General features: G+C 68.7%; 18 protein-coding genes and 1 pseudogene. 5 read left to right on the plus strand and 14 right to left on the minus strand.

Going from position 1 to position 19,262, the window contains the following annotated elements; translation table 11 throughout:
• Window positions 1-2: 2 nt before the first annotated feature.
• The 4 genes from FIV43_RS07670 to FIV43_RS07685 form a co-directional block, all read right to left on the minus strand.
• Window positions 3-1,175 (minus strand): thiolase family protein, encoded by a 1,173-nt coding sequence (locus tag FIV43_RS07670; RefSeq protein ID WP_141013647.1) that lies wholly within the window; start codon window positions 1,173-1,175, stop codon window positions 3-5.
• Window position 1,176: 1 nt separating this feature from the next.
• Window positions 1,177-1,935, minus strand: a complete 759-nt coding sequence (locus tag FIV43_RS07675) for an SDR family oxidoreductase (protein WP_141013648.1) — start codon at window positions 1,933-1,935, stop codon at window positions 1,177-1,179.
• Window positions 1,935-3,101, minus strand: coding sequence for an acyl-CoA dehydrogenase family protein (locus tag FIV43_RS07680; RefSeq protein ID WP_141013649.1), 1,167 nt, complete (start codon window positions 3,099-3,101; stop codon window positions 1,935-1,937). Before FIV43_RS07680 ends, FIV43_RS07675 begins: the two co-directional genes overlap by 1 nt.
• 85 nt (window positions 3,102-3,186) lie before the next feature.
• Window positions 3,187-4,281, minus strand: a complete 1,095-nt coding sequence (locus tag FIV43_RS07685; RefSeq protein ID WP_141013650.1) for an acyl-CoA dehydrogenase family protein — start codon at window positions 4,279-4,281, stop codon at window positions 3,187-3,189.
• Window positions 4,282-4,406: 125 nt separating this feature from the next.
• Here FIV43_RS07685 and FIV43_RS07690 point away from each other — a divergent pair, with 125 nt between their 5' ends.
• A complete protein-coding gene (locus FIV43_RS07690; RefSeq protein ID WP_196781006.1) occupies window positions 4,407-5,186 on the plus strand; it encodes a FadR/GntR family transcriptional regulator in 780 nt (259 codons plus the stop codon).
• Between the two features lie 34 nt (window positions 5,187-5,220).
• Here the strand turns inward: FIV43_RS07690 and FIV43_RS07695 are convergent, their stop codons facing one another.
• From FIV43_RS07695 to FIV43_RS07715, 6 genes and pseudogenes are all read right to left on the minus strand, one after another.
• Window positions 5,221-7,158 carry an AMP-binding protein gene (locus FIV43_RS07695; RefSeq protein WP_141013651.1) on the minus strand — a complete coding sequence of 646 codons (1,938 nt, stop codon included), beginning with the start codon at window positions 7,156-7,158 and terminating at the stop codon, window positions 5,221-5,223.
• Window positions 7,159-7,174: 16 nt separating this feature from the next.
• A complete protein-coding gene (locus FIV43_RS07700; RefSeq protein ID WP_141013652.1) occupies window positions 7,175-8,371 on the minus strand; it encodes an acyl-CoA dehydrogenase family protein in 1,197 nt (398 codons plus the stop codon).
• Window positions 8,371-8,889: an AMP-binding enzyme gene (locus tag FIV43_RS23745; RefSeq protein WP_407938888.1), complete on the minus strand. Its 519-nt coding sequence runs from the start codon at window positions 8,887-8,889 to the stop codon at window positions 8,371-8,373. Before FIV43_RS23745 ends, FIV43_RS07700 begins: the two co-directional genes overlap by 1 nt.
• A pseudogene (locus FIV43_RS21405) lies at window positions 8,878-10,031 on the minus strand (AMP-binding protein); the annotation flags it as partial. The gene FIV43_RS23745 and the pseudogene FIV43_RS21405, both read right to left, overlap by 12 nt.
• Before the next feature lie 116 nt (window positions 10,032-10,147).
• Window positions 10,148-10,312 carry a response regulator transcription factor gene (locus FIV43_RS07710; RefSeq protein WP_141013653.1) on the minus strand — a complete coding sequence of 55 codons (165 nt, stop codon included), beginning with the start codon at window positions 10,310-10,312 and terminating at the stop codon, window positions 10,148-10,150.
• 29 nt (window positions 10,313-10,341) lie between these two features.
• On the minus strand, window positions 10,342-11,370 hold the full coding sequence (locus FIV43_RS07715; RefSeq protein WP_181407713.1) for a GAF domain-containing protein: 1,029 nt from the start codon (window positions 11,368-11,370) through the stop codon (window positions 10,342-10,344).
• Window positions 11,371-11,424: 54 nt separating this feature from the next.
• On the opposite strand from FIV43_RS07715, the gene FIV43_RS07720 reads away from it, so the two are divergent.
• A complete protein-coding gene (locus tag FIV43_RS07720) occupies window positions 11,425-11,982 on the plus strand; it encodes a TetR/AcrR family transcriptional regulator (RefSeq protein WP_141013655.1) in 558 nt (185 codons plus the stop codon).
• Here FIV43_RS07720 and FIV43_RS07725 read toward each other — a convergent pair.
• On the minus strand, window positions 11,971-13,212 hold the full coding sequence (locus FIV43_RS07725; protein WP_141013656.1) for an acyl-CoA dehydrogenase family protein: 1,242 nt from the start codon (window positions 13,210-13,212) through the stop codon (window positions 11,971-11,973). The genes FIV43_RS07720 and FIV43_RS07725 overlap by 12 nt on opposite strands.
• Before the next feature lie 185 nt (window positions 13,213-13,397).
• Here FIV43_RS07725 and FIV43_RS07730 point away from each other — a divergent pair, with 185 nt between their 5' ends.
• Window positions 13,398-13,850 carry a MaoC family dehydratase gene (locus FIV43_RS07730; RefSeq protein ID WP_141013657.1) on the plus strand — a complete coding sequence of 151 codons (453 nt, stop codon included), beginning with the start codon at window positions 13,398-13,400 and terminating at the stop codon, window positions 13,848-13,850.
• 10 nt (window positions 13,851-13,860) lie between these two features.
• Window positions 13,861-14,844: an NADPH:quinone oxidoreductase family protein gene (locus FIV43_RS07735; protein WP_141013658.1), complete on the plus strand. Its 984-nt coding sequence runs from the start codon at window positions 13,861-13,863 to the stop codon at window positions 14,842-14,844.
• Window positions 14,845-14,963: 119 nt separating this feature from the next.
• On the opposite strand, the gene FIV43_RS07740 is transcribed toward FIV43_RS07735, so the two are convergent.
• Window positions 14,964-15,914: a phosphotransferase family protein gene (locus FIV43_RS07740; protein ID WP_196781009.1), complete on the minus strand. Its 951-nt coding sequence runs from the start codon at window positions 15,912-15,914 to the stop codon at window positions 14,964-14,966.
• 202 nt (window positions 15,915-16,116) lie between these two features.
• Between FIV43_RS07740 and FIV43_RS07745 the strand changes: the two genes are divergently transcribed.
• Complete coding sequence (locus tag FIV43_RS07745) at window positions 16,117-16,836, plus strand: SDR family NAD(P)-dependent oxidoreductase (RefSeq protein WP_196781010.1); 720 nt, start codon at window positions 16,117-16,119, stop codon at window positions 16,834-16,836.
• A gap of 18 nt (window positions 16,837-16,854) precedes the next feature.
• Here the strand turns inward: FIV43_RS07745 and FIV43_RS07750 are convergent, their stop codons facing one another.
• Together FIV43_RS07750 and FIV43_RS07755 are read right to left on the minus strand one after the other, a co-directional pair.
• Complete coding sequence (locus FIV43_RS07750; protein WP_196781011.1) at window positions 16,855-17,928, minus strand: NADPH:quinone oxidoreductase family protein; 1,074 nt, start codon at window positions 17,926-17,928, stop codon at window positions 16,855-16,857.
• Window positions 17,897-19,225 (minus strand): PucR family transcriptional regulator, encoded by a 1,329-nt coding sequence (locus tag FIV43_RS07755; RefSeq protein ID WP_141013660.1) that lies wholly within the window; start codon window positions 19,223-19,225, stop codon window positions 17,897-17,899. Before FIV43_RS07755 ends, FIV43_RS07750 begins: the two co-directional genes overlap by 32 nt.
• Window positions 19,226-19,262 lie beyond the last annotated feature (37 nt).

A 19,262-nucleotide genomic window follows, 5' to 3' on the forward strand; every position in this document is an offset into this window, starting at 1 on the left:
CCTCACACCCGCTGGACCAGGGTCGCGGTGCCCAGCCCGCCACCGCAGCACATGGTCACCAGACCGATCTCGACGTCGCGGCGCTCCATCTCGGCGAGCAGGGTCGCGAACAGTCGGGAGCCGGAGGCTCCGACCGGGTGGCCGAGTGCGATGGCGCCGCCGTTGACGTTGACGCGGTCCATGTCCGGCTTCAGTTCGCGCTCCCAGGCCAGCGCCACCGAGCTGAACGCCTCGTTGACCTCGAACAGATCGATGTCGTCGATGGCCATCCCGTTGCGCTCGAGCAGCTTGCGGGTGGCCGGGATCGGGCCGGTCAGCATGATCAAGGGATCGACGCCAACGGTGGTCTGGTCGAGGACTCGCGCCCGCTTCGTGAGGTCGTGGCGCTCGACAGCCTCACTTGAGGCGAGCAGCACTCCGGCGGCCCCGTCCGTCAGCGGCGAGGACGAGCCGGCAGTGACGACGCCGGTGTCCGGGCGGAAGATGGTCTTCAGCTCTGCAAGGCTCTCGAGGCTCGTTCCGGGGCGGACGCTCTGGTCGCTGGTGCGTACGGCACCGTCGAGCTCCATGGCGATGATCTCGCGGTCGAACCGTCCCGCCTCGATGGCAGCCGCGGCCAGCGTGTGGGAGCGGACGGCGAAGTCGTCCATCTCGTGTCGACTGATGCCCCACTGCTCCGCGATGCGTTCGGCGCTCTCCCCCATCGTCGGGAAGTCGTAGAGCTCCTTGAGTTCGGCGGGCCACGCGGCGCCGTACAGCTCCTCGATCTTGACCACGGCGTCCATCGGGACGTGGCCCATGTTCTCCACGCCGCCGGCGAGGACGAGGTCGTGGGTGCCGGAGGCGATCAGCGCCGCGGCCATCTCGACGGCTGTCTGTGCGGAGCCGCACCGTCGGTCGAGTACGGTGGCGGGGACCTCGGCTGGGTAGCCGGCCTGGAGCCAGGCGTTGCGGGCGACGTTGCGAGACTGCTCGCCGAACGGTGCGGTGCAGCCGACGACGAGGTCCTCGACGTCGCCCGGCGCGATCCCGGTCGCGTCGAGCAGCGCGGTGTAGACCGCGCCGAGCATCACGTTGGGATGAACGTCGCGGAACCAGCCGCGGTCGGGATGGGCCTTGCCCATCGGTGTCCGCAGTGCCTCCACGATCCATGCGTCACGGCCGGTCAGCGCCATCTCAGATCACCGTCCCGCCGTCGACGGCCAGTATCTGGCCGGTGACGTAGGACGCGGCATCGGAAGCGAAGAAGACGAAGGTGCTCGCGATCTCGTCGGGATCTGCCCACCTGCCCAGCGGGATCCGCGCGAGGGTCATCTCGGCCAGCTTCTCGTTGCTTCGGATGTTCTCCGTCATGTTCGTCGCAGCGAGCGGCGCGACGGCGTTGACGGTGATCTTGCGGCGGGCGAGCTCCTTGGCCAGTGACTTGGTGACGCCGATGATGCCGGACTTGGCGGCGCTGTAGTTGACCTGGCCGATGGTGCCGACGAGGCCTGCCGCCGAGGTCACGTTGATGATCCGTCCCGTTCCGTCCTCGGCGAGGAAGGGTGCTGAGGCCTGGCTGACGGTGAAGGTTCCGCCGAGGTGTACGTCGACGACGAATCGGAACTGCTCGGCGGTCATCTTCGGGAACATCGCCGGCGAGATCGCGCCGGCGTTGTTCACCACGACGTGGAGGGTGCCGCCGGCGAGGTTGGCGGCCTGCTGGGCGGCAGCGGCGGCCCCGTCGCCGTCGCGGACGTCGAGCGCTGCCGACTCGGCTCGGCCGCCGGCCTGCACGATCTGCTCCGCGACGGCGGCCGCGGCGTCCTTGTCGAGGTCGGTGACGAGCACTGCGGCACCGGCTCGCGCGAAAGCCCGCGCCACCGCGGCGCCGATCCCGTTACCGGCGCCGGTGACGAGGGCGGCTCGCCCGGTCAGGTCGAAGGGTGTGGTCATCAGTAGCTCCTGGGAAGTCCGAGAACGTGCTCGCCGATGTAGTTGAGGACCATCTCCTGCGAGAGCGGTGCGATCCGGGTCAGGCGGGCCTCACGGAAGTAGCGGGCGACGTGGTATTCCTCGGAGTACCCCATCCCCCCGTGCGTCTGCAGCGCCCGGTCGGCGACATCGAAGCCAGCGTCGGCGCACAGGTACTTGGCCATGTTGGCCTCGCGGGCGCAGGGGCGGCCGTTGTCGTAGAGCCACGTCGCCTTGCGCAGCACCAGTTCGGCGGCGTCCAGCCGGGCCAGGGAGTCCGCGAGCGGGAACTGCAGGCCCTGGTTCTTGCCGATGGGCCGGCCGAAGACCTCGCGCTCGTTGGCGTACCTGACGGCCCGCCGGAGCGCGGCCCGGCCGATGCCGAGCGCCTCCGATGCCACGAGCATTCGCTCCGGGTTGAGTCCGTCCAGGATGTACTTGAAGCCCTGGCCCTCCTCGCCGATGCGGTGCTCCTCAGGAATGCGGAGGTCATCGATGAAGAGCTCGTTCGAGGTGACCGCGTTGCGGCCCATCTTCTTGATGGGCCGGATGTCGACCTGGGCCCTGTCCAGGTCGGTGAGGAAGAGGGTGAGTCCCTCGGTCTTCTTGGGCGAGTCATCGAACTTGGCCGTCCTGGTGAGCAGCAGGATCTTCTCGGACTCGACGGCCTTGGAGATCCACACCTTGCGTCCGTTGACGACGTAGTCGGATCCGTCCCGCTTGGCGAAGGTCGTGATGCGCGTGGTGTCGAGACCGGCGCCCGGCTCGGTCACACCGAAGCAGACGTGCAGGTCACCGTTGACGATGCGGGGCAGGTTCTCCTTCTTCATCTCCTCCGAACCGTGCACGATCACCGGGTGCATCCCGAAGATGGACAGGTGCATCGAGCTCGCACCGTTCATGCCCGCGCCGGATGCGGCCACCTCCTCGAGGAGGATCGATGCCTCGGTGATGCCGAAGCCGTGCCCGCCGTACTCCTCGGGGGTCGTGATCCCGAGCCAGCCGCCCTCGGCGAAGGCGTTGTAGAACTCGGTCGGGAACTCGTGGTCGGCGTCCTTGTCCATCCAGTACTGGTCGTCGAACCGGGCTGCCAGCTCCGCCACCGCCTTGCGGATGGTCTGCTGGTCCTCGGTGAGCTCGAAATCCACGGTCTGGTCCGTCCTGATCGGTTTGGTCCGAGATGCTCGGAGAGAGGCGTAATGGAGCGACTATAACAAATGGTACGACCAATACCTAGGCCAAGGTCAGGCCGCTCGAGATGCGCTCGTTCCAATCCTCGACCGAGCCGAAGAGCTGTTCGTCGAGGCGCGCGCGCTTGAAGAAGAGGTGCAGGTCGTGCTCCCACGTGTAGCCGATCGCGCCGTGCATCGTCAGCGCACTGTCGGCCGCTCGCCCAGCTGCCGCGGTGACCTGTGCCTTCACCGCGGCGGAGTGCAGGGACGATTCAGCGTGGCGCTCGGCGACCGATGCGGCGGCGTAGTAGAGGCCGGACCGTCCGGCCTCGACGTCGACGAGAATGGTCGCGGCTGCGTGCTTGACCGCTTGGAACGAGCCGATCGGCACCCCGAACTGCTGTCGCTGTGCGCTGTAGTCGACCGCCAGCTCCAGCATTCGCTCCATCGCCCCCAGCGCGTCGGCCCCGAGGAGTACGCCGGCCAGGTCGGTCGTCGCGCTGAGCACGGTCGCCGCGTCGACGTCGAGCGGTTGGCCGACCACTCCGGACAACCGGACGTCGGCGACCGATCGTGACCGGTCGAGGAGCCTCCGGGGCGTGATCTCGACGCCCGGCTGCGCGGTGTCGACGGCGTACAACCGTGGTCCGCTCGCCCCGCCGGCCGGCACGACGAGCAGGCCCGCGCGATCAGCGCCGAGGACCCGTGGCACGACACCGGTGAGCGCACCGTCTGCATCAGCAGTGACGTGGCCCGGCGCCGCTGGCAGCGACTCGGCGGCGATGGCGACCGCGGCGTGACTGCCCTCGAGGGCGGCCTTCGCGAGATCCGGTCGCGTCTCGAGGGCGGGCATCGCCAGTGTCGTGGCGAGCCAGGCCGCGCTGGGCGCCGCAACCCTCGCCAGTTCCTCAGCCGTGATGGCGAGCTCGACGACGCCCCCGCCCTGACCACCGAGTTCCTCGGGGAATCCGACCCCGCACAAGCCGTCGGCGACCCAGCGGTCCTCGAACTCCGTCGGGTCCGCCGCAGGGCGTCCGGGCCCGGCTGGGTCGAGGCCGAGCCACGCTCGAACCTGGTCCGAGCCGGCCACATCACCCAACCAGCCACGCAACGTCTCGCGATAGGCGTCCTGCTCCTCAGAGAACTTCCAGTGCATGCTGCTGCCCTTCCACTGTGTATTCGTCCAGCCGGCGGTGCGCGTGAGACCGCACCGCCGAGCTTCCGGCTGTTAGATTGGGTATGACCAAATGTGCGGATCCATCCGCGAGGAAACGGGATGACATGACTGAATCGATCGGCGCCGAGGCCACCTCGGGCAGCATCCGGCACCCGGTCCAGCTCACTCCGATGCAGGTCCCGAAGGCCTCGGACGTCCTGGCTGACGACCTGCGCGAACGCATCCTCCGCGGCGAGTTCCCCGAGGGCACTGCCCTTCCGCCCGAGCGCGAACTGGTCGCCCAGACCCGGATGAGTCGGACCACCGTGCGCGAGGCGTTGCGCATCCTTGAGGTGCAGGGGCTCGTACAGATTCGGACGGGTCGTGCCGGAGGAGCGTTTGTGCAGCGCCCCGGCGAGGAGTCGATCGCGAGCACGGTCAGCCTGATCATCCGCGGGCGACAGGTCCGCCTGGCCGCATTGCTCGAGACCCGCGAGGCCATTGAGCCCGCGTGCGCGCAGCTCGCTGCCAAATACCGCACAGACATCGACCTCGCAGTCCTGGACCGGGCCAATGCCGCGATCGAGGCGGAGGGGTCGCTGGCCGACTTCCTGCAGGCGAACGTCGACTGGCACGTCGGGGTGGCGATGGCGTCGCACAACGAGCTGCTGATCGGCTTCATGGGTGCCTTGTCGCGCGCCATCTACGCCTCCACCGACAACCAGGGGTTCATCGACGCGGTCGTCCGCGAGACGACGGCGCGCGCCCACCGCAACATCACCGACGCCATCCGCAAGCGGGACGGTGCGGCCGCCGTACGCCGGATGACCCGGCACGTCCACGAGTACGCATCCGCCGTGCTCGAGGTCGAGGAGCGGACCGAGATCGAGGTCCCGGGCGACTGAGCCGGGACCTCAGCCGCGGAGCGAGTGGTCGAGTTCACCGCAGCTCCTTGACGAGCTCCCGGATCTCCTCGACCGCCTGCGGGTTCTCGGCTCCCGAGAGGTCGCCGGGGTCGGCGTCGAGGACTGCGGCCCGGATCGCGCGACGCAGGATCTTCGCAGAGCGGGTCTTCGGCAGTCGCTCGACGCGGACGACCTGACTGGGAGCGAACGGCTTGCCCACACCTGACGCCACGAGGCCCCGCACACGCGTCGCGACCTCCACTGGATCGGCCGCGGAGTCCCGGGCAACGTAGAAAACCCACACCGCCTCGCCCTTGGTGGCGTCGGGGATCCCGACGACGGCCGATTCGGCCACATCGGCGTCGATCGCTACGACCGACTCGATCTCTGCGGGTGCGACGCGCTTTCCAGCGACGTTCATGACATCGTCCGAGCGCCCCAGGATGAACCAGTCACCCGCGTCGTCGACGAGCGCGAAGTCGCCATGGCGCCAGATCCCGTCGAACGTCGACCAGTACGCCTCGTGGTAGCGCGACCCTTCGGCGTCGTCGTTCCAGATCCCTCGCGTCATCGACGGCCAGGGCTGGCGACACACGAGCTCGCCGATCTGGTCGCGCACCGAGGACGCCTGGTCATCGACGACGTCGACGTCCATGCCCAGCGCGGGGCCGCCCAGGGAGCAGCTGCGGATCTCCTCGACCGGGTAGGGGCACAGGAACGAGCCGCCGACCTCGGTGCCTCCGGAGAAGTTGATGATCGGGACGCGACCGCCGAACACGTCGCGCGCCAGCCACTCGTAGGATTCCGGGTCCCACGGCTCGCCGGTGGAGCCGAGGACCCGGACGCTGCCCAGGTCCTCTGAGGGGAGGTCGCCGGCGGCACGGAGGGTGCGGATCAGCGTGGGGCTGACCCCGAGCATCGAGACGCCGTGCCGTTCGACCAGTTCCCACAGGCGGCCGGTGTCGGGCACGTCCGGGGAGCCTTCGTAGAGCAGGAGGGTGCCGCCGGTCCCGTGCGTGCCGAAGATCGACAGCGGACCCATGATCCAGCCCATATCGGTGATCCAGCAGAAGGTCCGTCCCGGGGCCATCTCGAATCCGTAGGCGACCTCGGAGGCGGTTTTGGTCACGAAGCCCGCATGGGTGTGCACGGCGCCCTTGGGCTTGCCGGTCGTGCCGGAGGTGTAGGCGAGCAGCAGCACGTCGCTGGCGTTGGTGTCCTCGACGACCGGGTCGGGTTCGTGAGCGAGAAGGTCGCTCCAGGCGACCTCCCCATCCGTGAGATCGAGGACCCCTCCGAGGTTGTCCACGACGACCACGGTCTCGACGGTCGGGCACTCCGCGAGCGCCGTTCGGAGCGCAGGCAGCATGGTCGCCTGCTTCCGTCGACGGATCGTGCCGTCGGCGGTGATGACCGCCTTGGCAGCGGCGTCCTGCACCCGGCTGGCGATGGCAGGGGCAGCGAAGCCGGAGAAGAGCGGCACCAGCATGGCGCCGATGCTGGCCACGGCGTACGTCGCGACGACGGCCTCGGGTGTCATCGGCAGGTAGATCGCGACGGCATCGCCCTTGGCGATCCCTCGGGCGCGCAACCCGGCGCGAACCCGTGCGACGCGGTCGGCCAGCTCGCCGTAGCTGAGCCGGGTGACGGCTCCGTTCTCGGCCTCATGGACGACGGCGACCGCGTCCGGCGTGCGCTCGGCCCACGCACCCAGACAGGCATCGACGGCGTTGAGCCCGCCGTCGACGAACCACTCCGGCCACTTCACGCCGCGGCTCTGGTCAACCACGGCGGTGAACGGTCGGCGGAAGGGGATGGCGAGGTCGTCGACCACGGCGCCCCAGAAGGTGCCGATGTCCTCGACCGAACGAGCCCGGAGGGCGTCGATGGAGTCGACCTCGAGCGTTCGCATCAGCCGGGAGACATTGGAGTTGTGCAGGTAGTCGGCGTCGGGGCGCCAGACGTAGGTCATCTCGGTGGCTCCTGGGTCATGAGCGCGGCATGCCGAGGATGCGCTCGGCCGCGATGTTGCGTTGGATGAAGGTCGACCCGCCGGCGATGGCGGTGCCTCGGCTCTGGTTGGCCAGGCGAAGCCAGGACCGCGTTGCGGCGAGTTCGTCATCGTCCTCGGCCGGGTCGAACTGCCCTCCGAGGGGTGCGAGTGAGAGCCGGAAGTCAGCGAGGTCCTCAACCAGGGGGCAGAAGTAGAGCTTGCCGATCGATGTCACAGGCCCCGGCGGCGCACCGGCCGCGGCGCCCGTGATGACGCGTTGACTGATCGTCTTGTGGATCAACGCCCGCGCCCACAGGTCGGCGATTCTCTGGCGGACCTTCGGGTCGGCGCCGAGCGGCTGCCCGTCGCCATCTGTCATGGAACGGACGTCATCGATGATGTCGGTGACGGCCTTCGTGGTGTTGACCCGGCCCGTCGCGATGGCGACCCGCTCGAAGGCGAGGGTCCCCATCGTCACGGCCCAGCCGCCGTCGACCTCGCCGACCACGTTGGCGTCGGGGACGAAGACGTCGTCGAGGAACACCTCGTTGAACTCGGCCTCCCCCAGCATGTGCTGCAGTGGCCGGACGGTGACGCCCTCGCTGTCCATCGGGAGCAGGAAGAACGTGATGCCGCGGTGTCGGGCCTTGGCAGGGTCCGCACCACCGGTGCGGGCCAGGAGAATGGCGTGGGCGGCGATCTGGGCCCGGCTGGTCCAGATTTTCTGCCCGGTGATCCGCCAACCGCCGTCGACCTTGACGGCCTTGGTGCGCAGGCTCGCGAGGTCGGAGCCAGCGCCGGGCTCGGAGAACAGCTGGCACCAGATCTCAGCGCCGGTCAGGATCGGCTCCAGGAGCCGCTCCTTCTGGTCAGGCGTGCCGAAGTGCGCGATCGTCGGACCGCAGAAGTCCTCACCGATGATGTTGAGCCGTTCCGGCGCACCCGCCAGGTCGCACTCCTCGCCGAAGATGGCCCGCATCCGCTCGTCGAGCCCCTGCCCGCCGTACTCCACCGGCCAGGTCAGACCGGCCAGGCCTGCGTCGAACAGCATGCGCTGCCACTCGCGCCAGAACGGCGCCTTCGCCTCGAGGACCTCGGGCTCCGGCCACGGCAGCTGAGGCAAGGCCTCGGCCAGCCACGTCCGCACTCGAGCGCGGAAGTCGGCTTCGTCGGGTGCGTCGGCCAGCTCCATCAGGCTGCCCCCGCCTTCTCCAGCTTCTCGGCGATCTCCGCCCGGAGGACGTGCTTCTGCACCTTGCCGGTCGCGGTCATGGGCAGTTCGGTGACGATCTCGAGCCGCTCGGGCACCTTCTGGATGGCGAGGCCTTGACCGAGCAGGAACTCGCGGATCGCCTCCAGGGTGAGGTCGTGGCCCTCACGCAGGACGAGGTAGCAGCAGACGCGCTCGCCCAACTGGCGATCGGGCATGCCGACCAGGGCGACGGCGGCGACGGCCGGGTGTCCTGTGAGCGCGTCCTCGACCTGTCGGACGCTGATGTTCATCCCGCCTCGGATCACGATGTCCTTGGTCCGGCCGGTCACGCGGACGAAACCGTCGTCGTCCATTCGACCGAGGTCGCCGGAGAGGTGGAACCCGTCATGGGTGTACCCGGCGGCGGTCAGTTCGGGCTGGCCGATGTACTCCAGGCAGTTCATCGCGCCTCGGTAGGCAATGTCGCCCTCCTCGCCGCGCGGCACCTCGTTGCCCATCCCGTCGACGATGCGGACCTCCTGCAGGGGAAGGGCCCTGCCGTCAGATGTCATCGACCGTTGGGGATCCTCGTCGATGGTGCACATCGTGGTGGTGATGTTCTCGGTGCGTCCGTAGAGGCTGAGGACGGCCATGTTCGGCAGCGCCGAACGGGCCGCCTCGACGAAGCTTGCCGGGATCGGTGCTCCAGCCGCGGTCCAGAACCGCATCGTGCTGGCGTCATGGACCGACGGGTCGTAGACGTCGATCAGCATCTGGAGGAAGGTCGTGGCGCTGACACAGGCCGTGCAACCGAACTTCCGAATCCGCTCCAGCCCCTCCCTCGGCTCCCACTGCTCCATCAGGTGAGTTGCCGCGCCATGTGCCATCGGCAGGATGAAGCTGGTGACCAGTCCTGTCGTGTGCGTGACGGGCGAGGGCCGAACTGCACGTCGTCCTCGGTGTAGCCCCAACCGCGGCCGAGGAGCCTCGCACCGCAGGCCATGGTGTTGAAGGTGTGCAGGCACCCCTTCGGCCGTGACGTGGTGCCCGAGCTGAACACGATGACGAAGGGTTCGTCCGGACCGACACCCGGGCCGATCTCTGCGTCCGCTTCGTCAGCGGCACGTTCGACCGGGATCTCGTCGAAGGCGACGGCGCCGGCCGGCAGCTCGCCGTCGGGACGCACCACGATCACCAGGTCGAGCGTCGGGCTGGCCGCCGCGAGCTCTGTGAACATCCGTGCGTGGTCAAAGCGGCGGTAGTCCAGCGCAGTGAAGGCTGCCTTCGCGCCGGCAGTCTCGACGATGAAGCCGACCTCGTCGTCACGGTAGATCGGCATGACCGGGACGAGGATCGCACCGATCCGGGCGACCGCGGCTGCGATGACGAAGAACTCGGTCCAGCTGGGCATCTGCACGACAACCCTGTCGCCGGGACCGATGCCTCGGCGCCTCAGCCCGACCGCCAAGGCCCGCCCCCGGTCACGGAGCTCCGTATAGGTCACCGAGGTGACCGCGTCGGTGCCGAAGACCTTGTCGAGGTGCGTGGCCGCCTGCTTCTCGACGAGTCCGAAGAGGGTGTCGGACGTCCACAGGCCCTCGTCGTAGAAGCGGGCGATCTCGTCGTCGCTGTAACGGTCGTGCACCGTGGCCAACGCCATGGCAACTCCTCAGGTCGGTCTGCTCCAGGAGATCGAGAGCGTGACGCACGTCGCTCGATACTGGTCCCCACATTACAATGGTCAGACCGATTAGGCAACGGAGGTGGCGGTGGCCGTCAGTCCTCCCGGGAGCCGATGGTGAGCCGCAGGTACTGCGAGATCGCCTCGGCGCGGTTCTCGACGCGCAGCTTGCGCAGGACCTGCTTCACGTGGGACTTGACGGTGCCGGTCGCGATCACCAACGCCTGCGCGATCCGATCGTTGGTGGCACCGGTGGCCATCAGTGCGAGCACCTCCAGCTCGCGGGCCGTCAGGAGCTCCTCGAGCGCCCGCGAGCGCTCGCTGTCGACGGGGCGGGGCCGAAGGTCCGGCTGACTCCGACGGCCGTGGCGTCGTCACGGTGGGTCAGGTCGATCGTGCTGGTCGCGAGATCGTCGAGCGCGGCCTCGATGTCGCGCATCGCCTCCAGAACCCGCGACCGCTGCTCCCCCAGCCTGTCGAGGAGGACGGCGCGTTCGAAGATCTGGGCGAAGCCGATCGCGAAGAACCACAAGATGTCGCGATCGAGGTCGACCATCTCGGCGCCCGCGTTGTCGGCGTGCAGCAAGCCGATGACTCGATCTCCAGCGAGGATAGGCGCGGCGGCGTACGAGGTGAGGCCAGACGCGTGAGCCATGGGCGCGTGGACGCGGGGATCCTCACCAGCGTCCGCCACGAGGGCGGGCTGCCGGTCCCTGACCATCTCGCTCTCGAGAAGCATCTGTGACAGTTCGATCGCAGGCACCTCGCGGATCCAGTCGCGGAAGGTGAGCTCCGTGGAGCCGACCTCGTGGGCCCAGCTCCTCCACGGGCGCCAGGTGTCGCCGTCGACACGGGACAGCATCACGCGCTCGAATCCACCGGCACGGCCGGCGGCCTCGCAGACCTCGTCGAGGAGCTTGTCCTGGTCGGTCACCTGACGCAGCTCGCTGAGTCCGTGGTCGAGGTGACCGAGGCGTCGCAACCGGTCGTGCCCAAGGTGGTCGTGGATCGCGAACCGAACGGCGTGGATGTCGTGGAGGGCTTGGCTCACCGCCACGACGTCCTGCGGGCGAACAGCGGTCTCGGGCGTCACCAGGCACTCGCGCATCATGCCGCCCAGGATGGCCAACTGACCGTCGAGCAGGCGCAGCTCACTCGAGGCCGGCTGGTTGATCTCCGCGACGTCGTCGGTGGTGTCCACGTCCCGGTCGGGGGCGGGAAGGCCACGAAGCAGCGCGACGGCGGCGCCGTGGACCTCGATTCCGCGAGCAAGGAGTTCCGCGCGTCGTCGCGCGGAGGCGGCACTGCCAGGCTCCATGAACCTCATCACCTATCCGTGAACGATCGTTCCGGTCGATGATAGTCTCACGCCGTGGCACGCGACCGACGGATTCTCGACGCCGCCGCGGTCGCCTTCCACGAGAAGGGGTTCCATGGTGTCGGGATGGACGAGCTCGGATCCCGCGCCGGGCTCAGTGGTCCGTCGCTCTACCGCTACTTCTCGGGCAAGGACGAGATCCTTGCCAAGCTGCTGGACGAGGCGATGGACGAGTTGCTGACCGCGACGGAGCCGACCGATCCCGACCCCCGCGGCGATCTCGAGCGTGCGCTGCGCCACCACGTGGACTTCGCCCTGGTCAATCGGCCGCTCGTCGCGCTCTACCAGCGGGAGGTCCGGTCGCTGGCCGACCCGTGGGCCGCCCCCTTCGCCGTACGCCGCAAGGAGTACACGAAAGCGTGGGAGCGACTGGTCTCACGAGCCAGGCCAGCCCTCGACGAGGCCACGATCGGCGCGGTCACCCAAGGCTGCCTTGGACTGGTCTTCTCGGTCCCAGGCTGGCCGGAACGGACCCTGGCCGTCCCGCGCGCCGCCGACGCGATCGTGGACCTCGTCCTGCACGGACTGGTCGGGGTAGACTCAGCTCCCTGAGCGGAAGTTCCACATCCCAGCAGCGATGCGCCGGTACTGCAGCTCGTCGGAGCCCTCGGTGATCCGGTAGCGCCGGTGGTGGCGGTAGATGTGCTCGAACGGGTAGTGCCGGCTGTAGCCGACTCCCCCATGCACCTGCATGGCCCGGTCGGCCGCGTCGCAGGCGAGTCGGTTGCCGCGCACATTGACCATCGCCACCTTGTCACTCACGGCCGTCTTCCCGTGCACGTCCATCTCCCACGCGACCTTGGCAATGGTGTTGCGGACCAGCTCCGCCTCGGTCTGGAGCTCGACCAGCTGCCACTGGACGCCCTGGTAGTCGCGCATCGCCTTGCCGAAGAGCGAGCGCTCCTCGGTGTAGTCGATGGCCTTGTCGATGCAGAACTGTGCAGCTCCCAGCGAGCTGGCTGCCTGGCGGATGCGGTTCTCGTGGACGAAGAGCTGGGCGCAGTCCAGGCCGCGGCCCTCCTCACCGATCATCGCCGAGGCAGGCACACGCACGCCGTTGAGCCGGACCTCGGCATGGTCGGTCGGCATGTTGAAGGTCCACCAGTAGAACGGCACCTCGAATCCCGTGGCGTCCGTCGGCACGAGGAAGGCCGAGATGCCTTCGGCCTTGCCGTCCTCGCCGCTGGTGCGGGCGAAGACGAGGTCGATCTCCGAGACGTCGACCACGCTGTTCCACCGCTTCGCGCCCGTGATGATCCAGTCATCGCCGTCGCGCACGGCGCGGGTCTCCAGCCAGGTGGCGTCGCTGCCGTGGTTCGGCTCGGTCAGCCCGAAGGCCATCTCCATGTCACCGGACACCAGGCGCTCGAGGTACTGCTCCTTCTGTTCTGGCGTGCCGTACTCGTGGAGGACCAGTGCCAGCGGCAGGTTCGCAACCATCGACGCCTCGTGGCTGAGCTCTGCGTGCAGGCCCGGTCCGCGGTGGGCCAGGTGCTCGCGGATGATGGCCATGGCGACGTTCGTGCCGTCCTTTCCGCCGAGAGCCTTGGGGAGCGGGTAGCGGTAGAAGCCGGCTTGGTCGGCGAGGACGCGGGCTTCGTGCATGATCTCCCGCCAGCGGCGGGTCGGGATGCCGCCGCGCTCGACGTCTGTGCGGGCGAACTCGCGCCGGTGGTCGAAGTACTCGGGGTTGGCTTCCTCGATCGGCTTGATCTTGGTGTCGATGAAGTCATCGAGGTTGGTGAGGAAGGTTGCCACGTCCTCGGGGATGGTCCAGTCCATGTCGTCTCCTGGGGTGGGCCCGCGGGCGGGTGTGGGTGCAACGCGGGAGGCGGTGCACGCTGACCTTGACGCTAGGTCCGAGTTCCGGCCATCGCGGACGCCCCGGACCGTGTGGGCTGTGGAGATCTCCAGCCGTCTGACTGAGGCGCATCGCCTTCACCAGTTCGGCCGCCGACGATGGCAGCATGAAGATCCTCAACGGCGTCGACGAACTCCGTGCCCTGGTCGGCGAACGGCTCGGCACGAGTTCGTGGCACGACATCACCCAGGGACGGATCCAGGGGTTCGCCGACGCGACCGAAGACTGGGAGCGCATCCATGTCGACCCGGTCCGCGCCGCGGCGTCGCCCTTCGGCGCCACCATCGCCCACGGTCTCTACACGCTCTCCCTGGGGCCCAAGTTCCAGTACGAGATCTTCGAGATGAACGGGCACTCGCTCGCCCTGAACTACGGCTACGACAAGGTCCGCTGGATAACGCCGGTCAAGGTCGGCTCCAGGCTGCGGATGACCCTGGACCTGATCGCGGCCGAACCGCTCGACGGTGGCTCCAAGTTCCGGACCCGCCAGACCTTCGAGATCGAGGGACAGGACGAGCCGGCGTGTGTCGCCGAGTCCCTCTTCGCCTACTTCGACTGAGGAGATTTCCATGCGTGCTGTTGTGGTCGAGAGTCTCGACGGGCCCCGCTCGGCGGTGGTCAGGGACATCCCCGCGCCGACCGGTGCCCATCCCCGCGCCGGCGGGCGCCGCGTGCTGGTCGACGTCCACGCGGTAGGTCTGTCCTTCATCGACCCCCTGCAGACCTGGGGACGCTACCAGGGCGGGGTCGCCGCCCCTTACGTCTGCGGGTCCGAGGTGTCCGGGGTCGTCGCCGAGGCACCCGATGACTCGTGGCTCATCCCCGGCGACCGGATCTCCGGCATCGTCTGGCAGGGCGCGATGGCTGAACAGGCCCTCGCTCTTGACGACTTCGTGGTCAAGCTGCCCGACACGATGTCGTATGCCGAGGGCGCCGGGATCTACATGAACTACGCGACGGCTTGGTATGCCCTCGACAGGGCTGGCGCCCAGCCCGGCGAGACCGTCCTCGTGACCGGCGCGGCTGGCGGGGTCGGCACCTGCGTCCTCGACCTCGGCCCAGCCTTCGGCGTCGAGACCATCGCCTTGGTCTCCAGCACTGCCAAGGAGCAGATGGCCAAGGCGGCCGGCGCCACGCACGCGGTCCGGACCGACACGGACTGGCTCACTGCGGTCCGCGACCTCACCGGAGGCCGCGGCGTCGAGGTCTTCGTCGACATGGTCGGTGGCGAGCAGTTCCTCGACACCGTCCGTTCACTGCGCATCGGCGGCCGTGGCGTGATCGTCGGATTTGCCGGCGGCTCGATCCCCGAGCTCAAGATGAACCGACTCCTGCTCCGCAACCTCACGCTGACCGGCATCACGATGGACGTCATGGAGACCGAGCATCCGGGGACACTCGAGCGAGTCCGGCACGGCGTGCAGAAGTTGCTCGACGAGGGACGACTCACACCGGCGATCGGCGCGGTGTATCCGCTGGAGCAGGCCGCCGACGCACTGGCCGCCCTGGACGAGCGCACGGCAGTCGGCAAGGTCGTGGTCGAGGTCCGCTGACCTCGAGGCTCAGCCGCGGTCGAGAGCTGCGTGACCCGCCGCCAGCACCTCATCGAGATGGCGGGCGGCGGTCACGAGCTTCGGGTCCGGCACGTCGAGCTTCCGCTCGCGCTTCCAGATCACGGAGATGGTCGAGGCCGTCTTGTAGTAGCAGACCCCGAGGAACCAGGCGAGGTCCTTCCCCATCGCCGCCAGGGCCCGCTCGTCGGCTCCTGCTGCTCGCCGCACGGCGGCATACTCCTGCAGGAGGTCATCACGGCTCGGTAGCAGGGCCCCAGCTTGCCGGTTGGCGGCCGAACGTTCCTCGTGGAAAACGTGGCGGGCTCCAGATGCATCAGCATCCAGGCGAGGTCGGACCTGGGGTCCCCCACCGACCAGATCTCCCAGTCGATGACGGCGGCCAGTTCGGGGCCCTCGAACAGCATGTTGGCCAACCGGTAGTCACCATGGAGAAGGCGCGGAGCCAGGCTCCGCGGGACCCGCTCGACCAGTCTGGCGTGCAACTTCTCCTGACCGGGTGCGATGTCGGGGTCCACCGTCTCGAAGAGTCGTCGCCAACGCTCGAGCTCGTCATCGACCGCCGCGACCGGTTCTCCGCCCAGTCCCAACGCATGCGGCGTCAAGGCCTGGAGGCGGGCCAGTGCGCGAGTTGCTGCACGCGCGCGCTCAGCGACCGTCGAGGCATCGGGTGGATTGTCGGAGACGTCGAGGAGCGGCTCGTAGGACTCACCCGGACACAACGTCATCGCGAACAGCGGCGGCTCCTCCGGTGGGTTCCCGTTGTCGCTGAACAGCACGTCAGGGACCGGGAAGCCGGGCAATCGACCCACCGCCCGCAAGGCTTGCACCTGGCGCAGGACGTCGCGATTGCGCACCGGGGCGAGGCCAGCGGGCGCGACCTTCAGCACAATCGGCTTGTCCTCACGGTCACCGACCAGTGTCGAGGCGAAGGTCAGGCTCGACACTCCCCCCTCGAGGCGCCGCAGCCCGCGCAACTCCGCATCCGGCGTCCGTCGACGCGCGGCCGCGGTCGCGCGGTCCAACAGGTGATCAGTGTCGATGGGTTGCACGACACCCACTCTGCGGCTGCTCGGCAGACGTGACAACGGACCGACCGGCAACTGCTGGAGAGACCCACAGCACCACCACACTCGGCAGTCGATGTGCGGGCACATCCCGAGAAGACTCCCCTCTGTGACAGACCTCGCGGACAACCCGTACTCAGGCGCCGGATGGCGCCAGCGCTTCCGCCTCGACGGCAAGGTGGTTGTCGTGACCGGAGCTTCGAGCGGACTCGGGGTCGCCATCGCGCAAGGCATGGCTGCGGCCGGGGCCGATGTCGCGATCGGTGCGCGCCGCCTCGGGATGCTCGACGACACCAAGGCACTGGTGGAGAGCCTGGGCCGCAGGTGCGTCGCGGTCGAGACCGACGTGACCGATGTGGAGTCCTGCAACCGCTTGGTTGCCACAGCGGTCCGCGAGCTCGGCGGCTGTGACGTCCTGGTCAACAACGCCGGCATCGGCGGCGACTACAACCCTGCCACCGAGGACCCGCCTGAGCACTTTCGGTCGGTCGTCGACGTCAACCTCTTCGGCTCCTACTGGATGGCGCAGGCCGCCGGTCGGGTCATGCCTCCCGGTAGCGCGGTGGTCAACATCTCCAGCGTCATGGCGGTGACGACCGCCAAGATGCCCGCTGCTGGCTACAGTGCTGCCAAGGCCGGCGTGCTCGGCATGACCCGGGATCTCGCCGCGCAGTGGGGCGGCCGAGGCATCCGCGTGAACGCGATCCTCCCGGGCGTCTTCCTCACCGAAGCCACGGCGAACTACAGCCCGCGCTACCAGCAGAAGATCATCGACGCCCGTGTCCCGGCAGGTCGCTTGGGTGACCCCGTGGAGATCGCCAGCACGGCGGTCTTCCTTGCCTCCGATGCCGCGTCGTACGTCACCGGGGTCGGCATCCCGGTCGACGGCGGCGTGCTGCTGCTCTGACCCCCCGGTCGCGCAAAATCAGCCCCCCGCGACCTCGATCACGACCTTGCCCTGAGCCTCGCGGCGATCTAGGATGCCGAGCGCATCCGTGGCCTCGGACATCGCCAGTCGGTGACCGATGTAGGGCCGCACCCGACCTTCAACAGCCGCGGCCTCCAGTCCGGCGACGAGTTCGGGCGCGTAGCCCGGGAACCGCTGCTCCCACGGGTCGAGCGCCACACCCACGACGCTGAGATTGCGCAGCAGGAGCCTGTTGACCTTGACCTCGGGGATCGAGCCCTCGGCGAACCCCACGACCATGAGGCGGCCACCGACGTCGAGGGTTCGCAGCGAGTCGGTGAAGCGGCCTCCACCGACTGGGTCGATGACGATCTCCACCCCGTGGCCGGTCGCCTCCCGAGCCTGCTCCGCCCAGCCTTCGCTGGTCCTCAGCACCACGTCGGCGCCACATGCCTCGGCCACGGCCGCCTTGTCGTCGGAGGACACCACAGCGATCACCGGCTTGGCCCGCCCGCGCAACAGGTCGAGCGCGGCGGTGCCCACGCCGCCGGCAGCGCCGTGCACCAACACGGACTCCCCATCGGCGAACCCGGCGCGGTGCAGCGTGAAGCATGCCGTGGCGTAGTTGAGGAAGAAGGCTGCCCCGTCGGCCCAGCTCATCTGGTCGGGGATCCGGACTGTGTAGCGAGGGATGGCGAGGACCCGCTCGGCTGCTGAGCCCCACACACTCAGCCCGGCGACCCGGTCACCCGCAGAGAAGCGCGAACCCTTGGGCGCCTCGAGAACCACACCGGCGTACTCGCCTCCGGTGATGTACGGTGCCGGCGTGCCGTGCTGGTACGCACCGCGGCTCTGCAAGAGGTCAGGAAAGGCAACTGCCGCTGCCCGGACATCGACCAGGAGCCGTTCCCCCTCAGCCCACGGGTGGGCCCCCGCCGGCTCGGGAAGTCCGTCACGCAGCTCGACTGCGTCGGGACCGGTGGTTTCGGAGACGACCAGTCCGCGCATCAGCGTCGAACCGTCGCCGATGCCCGCGCTGCGACTGCCTGCAGCGTCGTGTTCATGCCGAGTCCTTCCCCCGGTCGGCGCCAACGACGAAGGCGTGGCGCTCGTCGAAGGCCGGGATGGCGGGGTGGCCCTCCAACCTCAGAACGAGGAGGGCAGTCTGCGCAGAGAGTTGGTCGTTGGCGTCGGACGCGACGTCGAGTCCGGTGAGGTCGTGGACCTTGGCCATCCGCAGGCGGACCGTGTTCTCGTGGATTCCCAATCGGGCCGCCGACTCGCGGACGCTACGTCCGGTGTCGAAGAAGCACTGGAGGGTTCGCAGGAGATCTGAGGTTCCGGGCCCGCCGTCGAGGAGCGCGCCGACGACATCCTGCACGTAACGACGTACGGCGCCCAGGTCCCCATTAGCCACGAAGAGGCGAGCCGGGCCGAGGTCGTCGACTGCGATCACACGCTCGGTCGTGCGTGCGAACCGGTCGACGCACAGGACGACCTCCCGTGTCTCACGGTAGGCGCGCTGCAGGCCCGCCGGACGTGTCACCCCGGACACACCCACCGTGGTGTCAGGTTGGCCCACACTGGCCAGCAGCCGGCGCATGGCCCTCTTGACGTGGTGAACAAACGCGACCGGCACCTCTGAGTCGGGTGCCTCGATCAGGAGGATCATGCCCTCGCGACCCCTGGTGGCAAGGACCTCGACGCCCAGATCGGTCGCCACCTGCGACGCCAGCACCTCCTCGTCGTGCGCCGCGACGCCGGGGCTGTCCCCGATGTAGACGAGCACCCGGTCGGCGTCGGCCTGTACTCCGAGGTAGTCGGCAGCATCCGCGATGTCGTCGTCCCGGCTGTGGCCTCGCACCAGCTGGCGGGCGAGCGTGGCGCGGGCATTCCACGAGGCGCGTGCGACGCGGCGTTGCACGGCGTACTCACTTGCCAGATGGAAACCTGCTCGGTTCACCAGCGCTGTCTCATCGCGCCCGAAGCGCCCCGAAACCTCGGCCATCACCAGCCACGCGAACAGGCAGTCGTCACGGCGCACGGGCATGAGGAGGTGGCGGCGTACCACGCCCAGCGCGGGCTGGGCCGGCACGAGGATCGGCTGGGCGCCGGCGAGGTCAACCGGGCCGTAGTGGGCAAGGAGCTCGTCCACCGCAGGCGGTCGGAAGTCAGAACCTCGCGCGTGCATCGAGCGCGACACCACCCGACGCTGCGGGTCGATGAGCCAGACCGGATTGGCCGTGAGGTCCGCGATCGCAGCGACCAGACCACTGATGCCTCCGCCTGCGGCCGACACCTCGGAGAACCGCAGTTCGACGGCGTAGCGTCGATTCAGCTCCTCGAGCCTGTGGCGTGGATCAGCCGTGAGTGTGGTGGGCGCAGTCATCTTGCTCCCTCTCGCTGGAGATGACGGTCACATCAAT

The sequence above is a fragment of the Nocardioides sambongensis genome (assembly GCF_006494815.1).
Taxonomy (GTDB): domain Bacteria; phylum Actinomycetota; class Actinomycetes; order Propionibacteriales; family Nocardioidaceae; genus Nocardioides; species Nocardioides sambongensis.